This window comes from Micromonospora sp. WMMD1155 (genome assembly GCF_029581275.1).
Taxonomy (GTDB): Bacteria; Actinomycetota; Actinomycetes; order Mycobacteriales; family Micromonosporaceae; genus Micromonospora.
The window spans coordinates 204,458-217,500 of sequence record NZ_CP120742.1 but is presented as its reverse complement, the minus strand read 5'-3'; the positions used below and the strand labels follow the sequence as shown (position 1 = coordinate 217,500).

9 protein-coding genes and 2 rRNA genes (1 of these 11 cut by a window edge) are annotated in these 13,043 nt (G+C 71.3%); 10 read left to right on the top strand and 1 reads right to left on the bottom strand.

Translation table 11 applies throughout. From position 1 onward, the window contains the following. From O7617_RS00680 to O7617_RS00660, 5 genes are all read left to right on the top strand, one after another. Nucleotides 1–1,767, top strand: a 23S ribosomal RNA gene (locus O7617_RS00680); it begins 1,344 nt to the left of the window's first position. Nucleotides 1,768–1,853: 86 nt separating this feature from the next. Further along, nucleotides 1,854–1,970 (top strand): 5S ribosomal RNA (gene rrf, locus O7617_RS00675). A 142-nt stretch (nucleotides 1,971–2,112) separates the two neighbouring features. Beyond that, nucleotides 2,113–3,735, top strand: a complete 1,623-nt coding sequence (locus O7617_RS00670; protein ID WP_282260787.1) for a hypothetical protein — start codon at nucleotides 2,113–2,115, stop codon at nucleotides 3,733–3,735. Continuing rightward, nucleotides 3,723–4,718 carry a Replicase polyprotein 1ab gene (locus tag O7617_RS00665; RefSeq protein ID WP_282260785.1) on the top strand — a complete coding sequence of 332 codons (996 nt, stop codon included), beginning with the start codon at nucleotides 3,723–3,725 and terminating at the stop codon, nucleotides 4,716–4,718. Before O7617_RS00670 ends, O7617_RS00665 begins: the two co-directional genes overlap by 13 nt. Further along, the gene (locus O7617_RS00660) at nucleotides 4,715–5,746 is read left to right on the top strand and encodes an HAD-IIA family hydrolase (RefSeq protein WP_282260783.1); all 1,032 of its coding nucleotides are present in this window, start codon (nucleotides 4,715–4,717) and stop codon (nucleotides 5,744–5,746) included. The genes O7617_RS00665 and O7617_RS00660 overlap by 4 nt, the downstream gene beginning before the upstream one ends. A gap of 59 nt (nucleotides 5,747–5,805) precedes the next feature. Here the strand turns inward: O7617_RS00660 and O7617_RS00655 are convergent, their stop codons facing one another. Then, complete coding sequence (locus O7617_RS00655; protein ID WP_282260782.1) at nucleotides 5,806–6,144, bottom strand: SCP2 sterol-binding domain-containing protein; 339 nt, start codon at nucleotides 6,142–6,144, stop codon at nucleotides 5,806–5,808. Nucleotides 6,145–6,255: 111 nt separating this feature from the next. Between O7617_RS00655 and O7617_RS00650 the strand changes: the two genes are divergently transcribed. The 5 genes from O7617_RS00650 to O7617_RS00630 all read left to right on the top strand — a co-directional run bounded on the left by O7617_RS00650 (nucleotide 6,256) and on the right by O7617_RS00630 (nucleotide 12,979). Beyond that, nucleotides 6,256–6,885, top strand: a complete 630-nt coding sequence (locus O7617_RS00650; RefSeq protein ID WP_282260781.1) for a hypothetical protein — start codon at nucleotides 6,256–6,258, stop codon at nucleotides 6,883–6,885. Beyond that, the gene (locus O7617_RS00645; protein ID WP_282260780.1) at nucleotides 6,882–7,187 is read left to right on the top strand and encodes a hypothetical protein; all 306 of its coding nucleotides are present in this window, start codon (nucleotides 6,882–6,884) and stop codon (nucleotides 7,185–7,187) included. The genes O7617_RS00650 and O7617_RS00645 overlap by 4 nt, the downstream gene beginning before the upstream one ends. Nucleotides 7,188–7,226: 39 nt before the next feature. Beyond that, entirely contained in the window at nucleotides 7,227–8,084 is an 858-nt protein-coding gene (locus O7617_RS00640) for a TlyA family RNA methyltransferase (RefSeq protein ID WP_282260779.1), read from the top strand. A 52-nt stretch (nucleotides 8,085–8,136) separates the two neighbouring features. Continuing rightward, nucleotides 8,137–9,021, top strand: coding sequence for an NAD kinase (locus tag O7617_RS00635; protein WP_282260778.1), 885 nt, complete (start codon nucleotides 8,137–8,139; stop codon nucleotides 9,019–9,021). 238 nt (nucleotides 9,022–9,259) lie between these two features. Continuing rightward, entirely contained in the window at nucleotides 9,260–12,979 is a 3,720-nt protein-coding gene (locus tag O7617_RS00630; RefSeq protein ID WP_282260777.1) for a S8 family serine peptidase, read from the top strand. Nucleotides 12,980–13,043 lie beyond the last annotated feature (64 nt).

Genomic DNA, 13,043 nt, shown 5'->3' with positions numbered 1-13,043 from the left:
CTAGTTGTGGACGCGGCACGAGTGAGAATGCAGGCATGAGTAGCGAAAGAAGGGTGAGAAACCCTTCCGCCGGATGACCAAGGGTTCCAGGGCCAGGCTAATCCGCCCTGGGTGAGTCGGGACCTAAGGCGAGGCCGAGAGGCGTAGTCGATGGACAACGGGTTGATATTCCCGTACCCGCGAAAGAGCGTCCCTGATGAACCTCGTTGTGCTAACCACCCGAACTGCCGGCGACCTTCGGGTCAATGGTGGGGAGCGTGGGAACCTGGCGGGTAGTAGTCAAGCGATGGGGTGACGCAGGAAGGTAGCTGAGCCCGGCCGGTGGTTGTGCCGGGGTAAGCGTGTAGGCCGTGGTGTAGGCAAATCCGCACCGCATGGGGCTGAGACGTGATGCCGAGCCGATTCAGGTGAAGTCAGTGATCCTATGCTGCCGAGAAAAGCCTCTAGCGAGTTCTTAGCGGCCCGTACCCCAAACCGACACAGGTGGTCAGGTAGAGAATACCGAGGCGATCGGGCGAACTGTGGTTAAGGAACTCGGCAAATTGCCCCCGTAACTTAGGGAGAAGGGGGGCCGGAGACGTGAAGCCCCGCGCGGGTGGAGCGTTGTATGGCCGCAGAGAGCAGGGGGAAGCGACTGTTTACTAAAAACACAGGTCCATGCGAAGAAGTAATTCGATGTATATGGACTGACGCCTGCCCGGTGCTGGAACGTTAAGGGGACCTGTTAGCTCTTCGGGGCGAAGCGGAGAACTTAAGCGCCAGTAAACGGCGGTGGTAACTATAACCATCCTAAGGTAGCGAAATTCCTTGTCGGGTAAGTTCCGACCTGCACGAATGGCGTAACGACTTCCCCACTGTCTCAACCACAGGCCCGGCGAAATTGCAGTACGAGTAAAGATGCTCGTTACGCGCGGCAGGACGGAAAGACCCCGGGACCTTTACTATAGCTTGACATTGGTACTCGAATTAGCTTGTGTAGGATAGGTGGGAGCCGGTGAAGTCCATACGCCAGTATGGGTGGAGGCAATCTTGAAATACCACTCTGGTTGATTTGGGTATCTAACTTCGGACCGTTATCCGGTTCAGGGACAGTGTCTGGTGGGTAGTTTAACTGGGGCGGTTGCCTCCTAAAGGGTAACGGAGGCGCCCAAAGGTTCCCTCAGCCTGGTTGGCAATCAGGTGTTGAGTGCAAGTACACAAGGGAGCTTGACTGTGAGACTGACAGGTCGAGCAGGGACGAAAGTCGGGACTAGTGATCCGGCACTTGCGAGTGGAAGCGGTGTCGCTCAACGGATAAAAGGTACCCCGGGGATAACAGGCTGATCTTCCCCAAGAGTCCATATCGACGGGATGGTTTGGCACCTCGATGTCGGCTCGTCGCATCCTGGGGCTGTAGCAGGTCCCAAGGGTTGGGCTGTTCGCCCATTAAAGCGGTACGCGAGCTGGGTTTAGAACGTCGTGAGACAGTTCGGTCCCTATCCGCCGTGCGCGTAGGATACTTGAGAAGGGCTGTCCCTAGTACGAGAGGACCGGGACGGACGAACCTCTGGTGTGCCAGTTGTCCTGCCAAGGGCACGGCTGGTTAGCTACGTTCGGAAGGGATAACCGCTGAAAGCATCTAAGCGGGAAGCCTGCTTCAAGATGAGGTATCCCACCCACCTTTGGTGGGGTAAGGCCCCCAGCTAGACGACTGGGTTGATAGGCCGGAAATGTAAGCCCGGTAACGGGTTCAGTTGACCGGTACTAATAGGCCGAGGACTTGACTACTAAGCTGCTACGCGTCCACTGTGCAACTCTGAACAAGCGAACACCCGTGAACTGTTTGCCGGGGTTGTTTGATATGTTCATAGAGTTACGGCGGTCATGGCGGAGGGGAAACGCCCGGTTACATTCCGAACCCGGAAGCTAAGCCCTCCAGCGCCGATGGTACTGCACTCGTGAGGGTGTGGGAGAGTAGGACGCCGCCGGACAATCTTCCAGTCGAGGGCCGCCCCATCCGGGTCGGCCCTCGACTGCGTAGCGCCATTGGTGGCGCAATCAGGAAGGATGTACCTGTGAGTTCAGGACCGCAGGGCGGAGACCGTCCCCGTCGTTACGAAGACCGTACCGACGGTGCGGGCGGACGCGACCGCGGCCCACGCCGCGACGACCGGGACCGGCCCCCGTACCGGGGAGACCGCGACAGCGGCAGCCGAGGCGGATACGCCGGCGGTCGCGACTCCGGTTCCCGTGGCGGAGACCGGGACAACTCGCGCTCCGGTGCTCCCCGTGAGGGCGGTTTCCGCGGCGGCGACCGTCGCGAGGGCGGCTTCCGCGGCGGCGACCGCGACGGATCTCGCTCCGGTGCTCCCCGTGAGGGTGGCTTCCGCGGTGGCGACCGTCGTGAAGGCGGTTTCCGTGGTGGTGACCGTGAGGGTGGCTTCCGCGGTGGTGACCGTCGTGAAGGCGGGTTCCGTGGTGGTGACCGTGAGGGTGGCTTCCGCGGTGGCGACCGTCGTGAAGGCGGGTTCCGTGGTGGTGACCGCGAGGGTGGCTTCCGGAGCGGTGACCGTCGTGAAGGCGGGTTCCGTGGTGGTGACCGCGAGGGTGGCTTCCGCGGTGGCGACCGTCGTGAAGGCGGGTTCCGTGGTGGTGACCGCGAGGGTGGCTTCCGGGGTGGCGACCGTCGTGAAGGCGGGTTCCGTGGTGGTGACCGTGAGGGTGGCTTCCGTGGTGGTGACCGCGAGGGTGGCTTCCGGAGCGGTGACCGTCGTGAAGGCGGGTTCCGTGGTGGTGACCGCGAGGGCGGTTTCCGGGGCGGTGACCGTCGTGAAGGCGGCCATCAGGGCGGCGGAGACCGCCCGCGTTCCGGCCCATCCCGCGAGAGCGGCGGTTTCCGTGGTGGTGACCGCGAGGGTGGCTTCCGCGGTGGCGACCGTCGTGAAGGCGGGTTCCGTGGTGGTGACCGCGAGGGTGGCTTCCGCGGTGGCGACCGTCGTGAAGGCGGTTTCCGCGGTGGCGACCGTCGCGAAGGCGGCTTCCGCGAGGGATCTCGGCCGGGTGCCCCCCGTGACGGCGGCGGTTTCCGTGGTGGTGACCGTGAGGGTGGCTTCCGTGGCGGTGACCGTCGCGAAGGCGGCTTCCGCGAGGGATCTCGGCCGGGTGCCCCCCGTGACGGCGGCGGTTTCCGTGGTGGTGACCGTGAGGGTGGTTTCCGTGGCGGTGACCGTCGTGAAGGCGGGTTCCGCGGTGGTGACCGCGAGGGTGGCTTCCGCGGTGGCGACCGTCGTGAAGGCGGCTTCCGCGAGGGATCTCGGCCGGGTGCCTCCCGTGACGGCGGCAGCTTCCGTGGCGGTGACCGTCGTGAGGGCGGCGGGTTCCGTGGTGGTGACCGCGAGGGTGGCTTCCGGGGTGGCGACCGTCGCGAGGGTGGTTTCCGTGGCGGTGACCGGGACAGCTCTCGACCGGGTGGACCGCGCGAAGGCGGCGCGCCCCGCGAGGGCGGGTTCCGTGGCGGTGACCGTCGCGAAGGCGGGTTCCGTAGCGGTGACCGCGAGGGTGGTTTCCGTGGCGGTGACCTGGCGGGTGCTCCCCGCGCCGACGAGCGGCCGCGTCGCGAGGGCGAGTTCCGCCGCGACGACCGCGCCGCCGGCGGCGAGTCGTTCGAGGGTGGCCGTAGCTCCGCGCCGGCTCTGCCGGACGACATCCACGCGACCGACCTCGACAAGGACGTTCGCGCTGAGTTGCTCTCGCTGAACAAGCCGGTCGCCGAGACGGTTGCCCGGCACCTGGTCGCGACCGGTCAGTTGATCGACGAGGACCCGGCGGAGGCGTTGGCGCACGCGCTGGCCGCACGGCGGCTCGCGTCGCGTATCTCGGCCGTCCGCGAGGCGGTCGGCCTGGCCGCGTACCACGCGGGGGAGTGGCAGACGGCGATCGCCGAGCTGCGCACGTACCACCGGATGAGCGGGCTGCAGAGCCACCTGGCCGTGCTCGCGGACTGCGAGCGGGCTCTGGGTCGGCCGGAGCGGGCGATCGACCTGTTCCGTGGTGCCGACCGGGAGAAGCTGGACCAGGCAGTGGCGATCGAGCTGTTGATCGTCGCCGCCGGTGCGCGGGGGGACCTCGGGCAGAAGGACGCCGCGGTCGCGATGCTCCAGGTCCCGGACCTCACCAGCGAGGCCACGGCGCCGTGGACGGCTCGACTGCGGTACGCATACGCCGACGCGCTGCTCGCCGTGGGCCGGCGTGAGGAGGCCCGCGAGTGGTTCTCCCGCGCGGCCGACGTCGACACCGAGGGCGAGACCGACGCGGCCGAGCGGCTGCTGGAACTCGACGGTGTCGTCATCGAGGGCGACGAGGAGGACGAGGCCGCGGAGGAGATCGCCGCAGGGCCGGGTGCTCCCGGCGCGGTCCCGGCCCGACCCGACGCCGACCTGACCGGCGACGACGAGGACGACGACCGCGACGACGAGGACGACGACGACCGCGAGGACGACGACGACCGCGAGGACGACGACGAGGACCGCGAGGACTTCGACGACGACGAGCGGGACGACGTCGTGGGCAGCGCCGGTGACGACGAGGGTTTCGACGACGAGGACGAGGACCGTCACCCGGACGAGGCCGCGCGCAACGCGGACACCGACTCCCGGGACGTCGCGCCGTCCGGCAGCGTGGCGAACGCCGACCGGAGCGCTCCGGCCGGGGATGACGCGTCGGGGTCGACGCAGCGATGAGCGCTGACGTCGGGGAGCGGTTGGTCGACGGGTACACCCTGGTCGTCTTCGACCTGGACGGCGTGATCTACCTGATCGACCGGCCGATCCCCGGCGCCGTCGAGGCGGTGGCCCGGCTGCACGACGGGAACGTGGCGGTGGCGTACGCCACCAACAACGCGTCCCGTCGCTCCAGCGAGGTCGCCGCCCTGCTGAGGGGGATGGGTGTGCCGGCGCGACCGGAGGAGGTGCTCACCTCCGCCGCGGCGTCGGCCGAGTTGCTGCGTGACCGGCTTCCCGCCGGCGCTCCGGTGCTGGTGGTCGGTGCGGAGGCCCTGCGCGCGGAGCTGCGCGCGGTCGGCCTGACCCCGGTCAGCAAGGCCGACGAGAATCCGGCAGCGGTGGTGCAGGGGTACGGCCCGCAGGTGGGGTGGGCCGACCTGGCCGAGGCTTCGGTCGCGGTACGGGCCGGTGCGCTCTGGATCGCCACCAACACCGACCGGACGCTGCCCAGCGGGCGTGGCCCACTGCCGGGCAACGGCTCCCTGGTGGCGGTGCTGCGCACGGCGCTGGAGCGGGACCCCGACGTGGTGGTCGGGAAGCCTGAGTCGGCGCTGTTCGAGACCGCCGCCCGGCGCGCGGGTGGTGGCCGGAGCCTGGTGGTGGGTGACCGGTTGGACACCGACATCGAGGGTGCCCGCCGCGCCGGCCTGGACAGTCTGCTGGTGCTCACCGGCGTCCATGGCGTACCGGATCTGTTGGCCGCGGAACCGCGGCGGCGGCCCACGTACGTCGCGAGGGACCTGGCGGGGCTCTTCGACCCGGCCGCCGTCGTGCGGGTCCCGGGCCCGGCGGACGCCGTCGGATGGTCGGTGACCGACCACGACGGTGCGCTGGAGTTGGCGGGGTCGGGTCGGCCGCTGGACGCCCTGCCGGCGCTCTGCGCGGTGGCCTGGTCGGCGTCGGAGCCGACGCTGCCGAAGATCCGCCCGATCGGCCCGGACGCGGCGCACGCCGTGGAGAGCCTCGGCCTGACCGCCACCGCCTGACCGCTGGCCGCATCGCCTGGCCACACCGCTGCCCGAACCGGGTCAGCGTGCGGCGTTCGTCAGAGCAGTTTGCGTAGCTTCAGCAGGTCGAACGGGTTCGCCTTGATCGACACTCGGCGGGTGGTCACCGCGTTGGTGACGTCCAGGTCACCGCGGACCAGGGCGAGTAGGTCGTCGCTTGACGTACTCAACGCGATCTTGGCTTTGGGGTCGTCGCCGTCGGTCAGCTCGACCAGCCGACCCCCGGTGATGCGGCCGTGGAACGCGGCGTCCAGGTCGGTGATCCGGCAGGCCAGCGTCCGGTCCAGGTCGATCCGTTCGCGCACCGTCTCCGCGTTGCGGTCCAGCCGGGCTGCCAGCTCCTGCAACGCCTGCCGGCACTCGTCCACGCTGGCCACATGTCCCCCTCGCCGATCGCCACGCCGTCCTCGGCACCGTACCGCACGGCACGGTCCGGGGTGCCCGGTAGCGTGACACCTGCACACCCCGCCCCGCGGAAGGACTCAGGCATGCAGGACGCGTGGCGCGCCTACCTCGAACTGGCCATGGGCCTCACGGAGGCGCCCCGGAAGAAGGCCCAGGACGTGGCACGACGCCTCGTCGGCTCCGGTGGTGCGACCGCCGCCCAACTCCAGGCGCTCGGCGAGGAGCTGGTCAGCACCAGTGCGGCCAACCGGGAGGCGCTGACCAAGCTGGTCCGCTTCGAGGTCGACCGGGCCCTCGGGGCGGTCGGCCTGGCCACCGCCGACGAGGTGGCCGAGCTGACCCGGCGGGTGCACGACCTGGAACGGCGACTGCGCGAGGCGCGCGCCGTCGAGCCGACGACCACGCCGCCCGCCGGCCCGTCGGGGCGACCGGCCCCGACCGTCGCCGACCGTTCCGGAGATCGTCTGGTGCCGTCCGACGGCCCGGCGGGCGCTCCGGTCTCCGCACATCCGGCCGACAAGCCTGCGGCCGACAAGCCTGCGGCCGAGCAGCCGGTGGCGAAGAAGGCGGTCGCGAAGAAGGCCGTCGCCAAGAAGGCCATCGCGAAGAAGCCGCCGGCGACGATCAGCCGGACCGAGGACGAGGCCCCGACCCCGGTGGCCATGCCCGCCAAGAAGGCGGTCCGTAAGCAGCCGCCGGGCGCCGCCGAATGAGCGGGCCCCACCCGCCCGGTGGCGGGTCCCCGGCGCGTCCCGGTCCGCCGACGGGCGGCTCGTTCCCGGCGCGTCCCGGTCCGCCGGCCGGTGGGTCGTTCCCGCCCCGGCCGGGGCCGCCCGCTGGTGTCCGTCCCGGTCCGCTGCCGGACGTCGGGGACGACGCGCGCCATCCGGCGGTGGACGCGGCCGTGCAGGCCATGGCCAACGCGGCGACGCTCGCCCCGGCCGACCAGATCGCGCAGTACGAGGCGGCCTACGAGACGCTGCGGGAAACCCTCGCCACCATCGACCAGACGTGAGCGGCACGACCAGTCCTGAAGCAGACCGGAGAACCACCCATGGCACGTCGTAACCGGTTGGACGCCGAACTCGTCCGCCGCGGTCTGGCCCGCTCGCGGGAGCAGGCCGCCGGGCTGGTGGAGGCCGGCCGGGTCCACCTGCGCGGGGTGGTCGCGCGCAAGGCCGCCGCGATGGTCGACCCCGCCGATCCGCTGTTGGTGACGGGCGAGGATCCGACCGACGAGTACGTCTCCCGGGGCGGGCACAAGCTGGCCGGCGCGCTGGCCGCGTTCGGTGGGCTTCGGGTCGCCGGGCGGCGCTGCCTGGACGCCGGTGCCTCGACCGGTGGCTTCACCGACGTGCTGTTGCGCGCCGACGCGGCCGAGGTGGTGGCCGTGGACGTCGGCTACGGGCAGCTCGCCTGGTCGCTGCGCACCGACGAGCGGGTGCGGGTCCTGGAACGCACGAACGTTCGTACCCTCGTCCCGGACACGATCGGTGGGGCGGTCGACCTGACGGTGGCGGACCTGTCGTTCATCTCGCTGCGGTTGGTGTTGCCGGCGTTGGCCGCCTGCACCCGCGACGACGGTGATCTGGCGTTGATGGTGAAGCCGCAGTTCGAGGTGGGCAAGGAGCGGGTCGGCGCCGGTGGGGTGGTGCGCGACCCGGAGTTGCGCGCCGAGGCGGTTCTGGACGTGGCCGCCACGGCCGCCGGTCTCGGTCTCGGGTTGGCCGACGTGGCGGCCAGCCCTCTGCCCGGGCCGAGCGGCAATGTGGAGTTCTTCGTATGGTTGCGCCGGGGCGCACCGCCGGCCGACCCGCAACGGGTACGGGCCGTGGTGGCGGCCGGGCCGGACGGCCCGACGGCGGCCGGTGACGTGCCGGACGTGACGGCGGCGGAGGAGGTCGCAGGGTGAACGCGCGCAGCGAGGGCACCACGACGACGCGCGGTTGTGGCGGGGCGATCCGATGAGCCGGACCGCTCTGCTGGTGACCCACACCGGGCGTCGCCGGAGCACGGAGCACGCCCGGTCGGTCGCGGCCGACCTGATCGACGCGGGTTTCGAGGTACGGGTGGTCGCCGACGAGGCCGATGATCTCGACCTACCCGGGGTGGTGCCGGTCGCCGGCCAGCAGGCCGCCGAGGGCGCGGAGATCGTCTTCGCGCTCGGTGGGGACGGCACGTTCCTGCGCGCCGCCGAGTTGGCCCGACCGGCGAAGGTGCCCCTGCTCGGCATCAACCTCGGCAAGGTGGGTTTCCTGGCCGAGGCGGAGATCGACGACCTGGACGTCGCGGTGCGCGACGTGGTGAGCCGCAACTACACCGTCGACGAGCGGCTCACCCTGGACGTCACCGCCGAGTTCGACGGTGGGCCGACGATCGAGTCCTGGGCGCTCAACGAGATCAGCATCGAGAAGGGCGAGCGGGCGCAGATGCTCGAACTGCTCGTCGACGTGGACGGGCGTCCGTTGTCCCGCTACGGCTGCGACGGTGTCGTCTGCGCCACCCCGACCGGCTCCACCGCGTACGCGTTCTCCGGCGGCGGCCCGGTGGTCTGGCCGGAGGTGGAGGCGCTGCTGTTGGTGCCGATCAGCGCGCACGCGTTGTTCAGCCGCCCGCTGGTCACGGCGCCGACGTCCACCTTCGTGATCACGGTCGACCCGTTCACGACCCTCGCCGTGCTCTCCTGCGACGGGCGTCGGGTCTTCGACCTGCCGCCGGGTGCCCGGGTGACGGTGCGTCGGGGTGCCCTGCCGGTCCGCATCGTGCGGTTGCGGCCCCGGCCGTTCACCGACCGGCTGGTCGCCAAGTTCGGTCTGCCGGTGCACGGTTGGCGCGGCAGCCGCCGCTGATCGCCTGTTCGTGCACGGCCGGCCCGGCACCCGCCGCTGACCGCCCGGCCGTGGCTGGCCGGCGCGACAGCCGCCGGTGACGGTGACGCACACCCTCGGTGGACGTCGGGTGTCCACCTGACGACATGTCGCCGCTGCGGCGGCTGGTGACTAGTGACCCGGTGACACGCTCCGACGCAGACTCCGATCGGCCCTCGTCTACGGATGGCGGGCCTGGAGGAGTAGAGGAGCACATCGCATGCACTGGTCCCCACGCTGGCTGGCCGTCGGTGCGGTCGGCGCGTTGGTGGTCGGCCTCGCCGCACCGGCGTCCGCCGAACCGCCCGCCCGGCCCACCGGCCCGACATCGGGCACTCCCACCCCGGGCGCCGCGCCCGTTCGTATCACGCTGATCACCGGTGACCAGGTCGACCTGGTGACGGCGGCACCCGGTCGGGTCGCCGCCACCGTCCGCCCGGGGCCCGGGCGGGAACGGATCTTCTTTCAGACCGTGCAGGTCGACGGAACGCTGCGGGTGCTTCCCAGCGACGCCCTGCCCTACGTGAGCAGTGGGGTCCTCGACGCCGACCTGTTCGACGTGCAGGAGTTGGCGGCCGACGGCTACGGCGACGCCGCGCGGGGCAACCTGCCGCTGATCGTGCGCTACCAGGAGCCGGCCGCCGGCCGGGTGCGACCCCTCGCGGGCGCCACCGACGCCCGTGCGTTGGAGAGCATCAACGGCGCGGCGCTGCGGGTCGGCAAGGGTGACCTCGGTGGCCTGTGGGGCACGCTCGCCGGTGCGCCCACCGCCCGGACGACGGATGCCGCGCCCCGGTTGGGCGGTGGCATCGCCCGGATCTGGCTGGACGGGAAGGTCCGCCCGACGCTGGAGCACAGCGTGCCGCAGATCGGTGCGCCCACCGCCTGGGCGGCGGGCCGCGACGGCAGCGGCGTGAAGGTGGCGGTCCTCGACACCGGCGTCGACTCCACCCACCCCGACCTGGCCGGGCGGATCGCCGAGGCGCAGGACTTCTCCGGCAGTGGGAGCGCCCGCGACGGGCACGGCCACGGCACCCATGTCGCGGCGACCATCGCCGGCAGCGGCGCCGCGTCCGCCGGGTTGCGCAAGGGCGTCGCCCCGGGCGCGCAGCTGCTGGTCGGCAAGGTGCTCGACGACGGTGGTTCCGGCTACGACTCGTCCATCATCGCGGGCATGGAGTGGGCCGCCCACTCCGGCGCGAAGGTGGTCAGCATGAGCCTCGGCGGTGCCCCGACCGACGGCACCGACCCGATGAGTCAGGCGGTCAACGACCTGTCCGCCGAGACCGGCGCGCTCTTCGTGGTCGCGGCCGGCAACGCGGGTGCGGCGCGTACCGTCGGCTCGCCCGGCGCGGCGGCGGCGGCGCTCACCGTCGGCGCGGTGGACCGCGACGACGACCTCGCCGACTTCTCCAGCCGTGGTCCGCGGGTCGGCGACAACGGCCTCAAGCCGGAGATCACCGCGCCCGGTGTCGACATCGTCGCCGCGCGGGCCGCCGGCACCACGATGGGTACGCCGGTGGGCGACTTGTACACGACCGCGTCCGGGACGTCGATGGCGACCCCGCACGTGGCGGGCGCCGCGGCGATCCTCGCTCAGGAGCACCCGGACTGGGCTGCCGGGAAGCTCAAGGACGCGCTGGTGAGCAGCACGAAGGCCAACCCGGCGTTGACGGTGTTCGAGCAGGGTGGCGGTCGGGTCGACGTGGCGCGGGCGCTCAACCAGCGGGTGTACGGGTCGGCCACCGTCGACTTCGGTCGGATCTCCACCGGCGGTGCGGCGGTGGAGCGGACCGTGACGTACACCAACGGCACGACCGCCGCGCAGACCCTGCGGCTCGCTCTGGACCTGCGCAACCTGGACAGCGGTGCGGCCGAGGCCGACGGGGTCGACGTCGGCTCCGCCACGGTGACCGTCGCGGCGGGTGGCAGCGTGACGGTGCCCCTGCGGGCCGACCCGGCGAAGCTGGCCCGGGGCCCGCACGGTGGTTGGCTGGTGGCGACCGGTGCGGACGGCGTGGCGGTGCGTACGCCGGTCGGGCTGACCGTCAGCGGCCCCTTGCACGAGGTCACCGTGAAGGTGTTGGACCTCAAGGGTCAGCCCGCCCTGTCTCCGGCGTTCACCATGTTCGGTGAGCAGCCCGAGTCGGACTTCTGGGGCTGGTGGCCGGGAGAGGGCACCCTGCGGGTCGAGGAGGGCACGTACCTGCTGACCGCGCTGGTGGAGCACGGCGCTCCCCTGGACGAGCAGATGACCCAGACCGTCGAGCCGGAACTGGTCGTCGACCGGGACCTGACGGTGGTGCTCGACGCCCGTAAGGGCACGCCGGTGCGGATCGAGACGCCGAAGCCCAGCGAGCAGCGGGCCACGCTCAGCTACTACGTGCACCGGGTGTTGGGCAACGGTCGGCAGATCGACCACGGGGTGATGGCGTACAGCACCGTCCAGCAGGTCAACGTGACGCCGACCCGGCAGGTGCGCCAGGGCGAGTTCGAGTTCGCGTCGCGCTGGCAGCTCGTCGCGCCGATGGTGGACGCGACGGTCAGCGGGGTGTCCGGTCCGTCGGACGTCAACCTGCTCGGTAGGTCCCCGGCGCCGACCGGTCGGCGCAAGCTGCCGCTGGTCTGGGCCGGTGTCGGCACTCCCGCCGAGCTGGCCCGGGTGCGGGGCGCCGCCGCCCTTCTCACCGCCGACCCGGACCGCGCGGAGGAGGACCAGGTCGCCGCCGCCGCGGCAGCCGGTGCCGCCGTGGTGTTGATCGTCCGCCCGCAGGACCAGACCGCGTGGACGGTCTGGCGGCCCGCCGAGGAGCGGCTGCCGATCCCGGCGATGGTGGTGGCGTACGACGACGGGCAGCGGTTGATCGCGGCGGCGCGTACGGGTCGGGCGACGCTCGACCTGACGCTGACCGTGGACAGCCCCTACCTGTACGACGTGTGGCAGGTGTCGAAGGGCCGGGTGCCGGAGCGCGTCGTGCACACGGTCACCGCGAAGAACACCGCCGAGGTGACGGCGAGCTACGGCGACATGGGCGCCGGGTGGGCCACGGAGGAGCGGTTCGGGTGGCGACCGTGGCAGGAGTACGCCTGGAACGACGACCAGCGCATCGTCCGCAACGGCACCACCCGGCAGGAGTTCGTCAGTGCCGGGGACGACTGGTGGCAGCACCGGGTGCTGCACAAGTCGATGTTCATGCAGTGGGGGAAGTTGACCGGCGGCCTGACCCAGGAGCCCCGACGCTACGCCGCCGACGACCGGGAGACCGAGACCTGGCACACGCCGGTGGTCCGCCCGGCCGTGCCGGCCCGGGGGGCGCCGGTGCCCACCCGTACCGGTGACAGCCTGGATCTGCGGGTGCCCGAGTTCGTCGACGCCGGCGGAAACCACACGGTGGCCGGCAACAGCGAGGAGGCGGACACGGTCGAGGCGCGGGTCAGCCGGGACGGGAAGCAGATCGCCGACCTGTCCGGTGGGTGGGCTCCGGTGCCCACCACGCCGGGGCGGGCGCGCTACCGGCTGGACCTGACCACGAAGCGCTCCTCGGCGGAGTGGCGGTACGGCACCCGTACCGACACGGCCTGGGAGTTCACCTCGGCCCGGCCGGCGGGCGAGGCCGCCACACCGCTGTCGCTGTTGCAGGTGGACTACCAGGTGCCGGCCGACCTGCTCGGCACGGTGCGCGGCAACCGGCCGCACCAGGTGGGGCTGACCCTGCGTCAACCGGCCGGAGTGCCCGCCCCGAAGGGCGCCGACGTCCGGGTGCAGATCTCCTTCGACGGGGGCGTCACATGGCGCAACGCGCACACGAAGGGGTCGGGTACCCGGTACACGGTGACCGTGCCGGCGGGGCGCGGAACGGTGTCGCTGCGGGTGCACGCCGCCGACCGGGCCGGGAACACCGTCGACCAGACGGTGCTCCAGGCGTACGGGCTGCGCTGATCGGAGTGGGGTGGGGCGGCCGCCGGCCGTCCCACCCCACGCCGTCGGGCCCGCCGTCGACCGA

Excerpts from the sequence above, each read along its gene's own strand:
- O7617_RS00660 (WP_282260783.1), top strand. The coding sequence starts at position 4,715 with ATGAGCGCTGACGTCGGGGAGCGGTTGGTCGACGGGTACACCCTGGTC.
- O7617_RS00650 (WP_282260781.1), top strand. The coding sequence starts at position 6,256 with ATGCAGGACGCGTGGCGCGCCTACCTCGAACTGGCCATGGGCCTCACG.
- O7617_RS00645 (WP_282260780.1), top strand. The coding sequence starts at position 6,882 with ATGAGCGGGCCCCACCCGCCCGGTGGCGGGTCCCCGGCGCGTCCCGGT.
- O7617_RS00640 (WP_282260779.1), top strand. The coding sequence starts at position 7,227 with ATGGCACGTCGTAACCGGTTGGACGCCGAACTCGTCCGCCGCGGTCTG.
- O7617_RS00635 (WP_282260778.1), top strand. The coding sequence starts at position 8,137 with ATGAGCCGGACCGCTCTGCTGGTGACCCACACCGGGCGTCGCCGGAGC.
- O7617_RS00630 (WP_282260777.1), top strand. The coding sequence starts at position 9,260 with ATGCACTGGTCCCCACGCTGGCTGGCCGTCGGTGCGGTCGGCGCGTTG.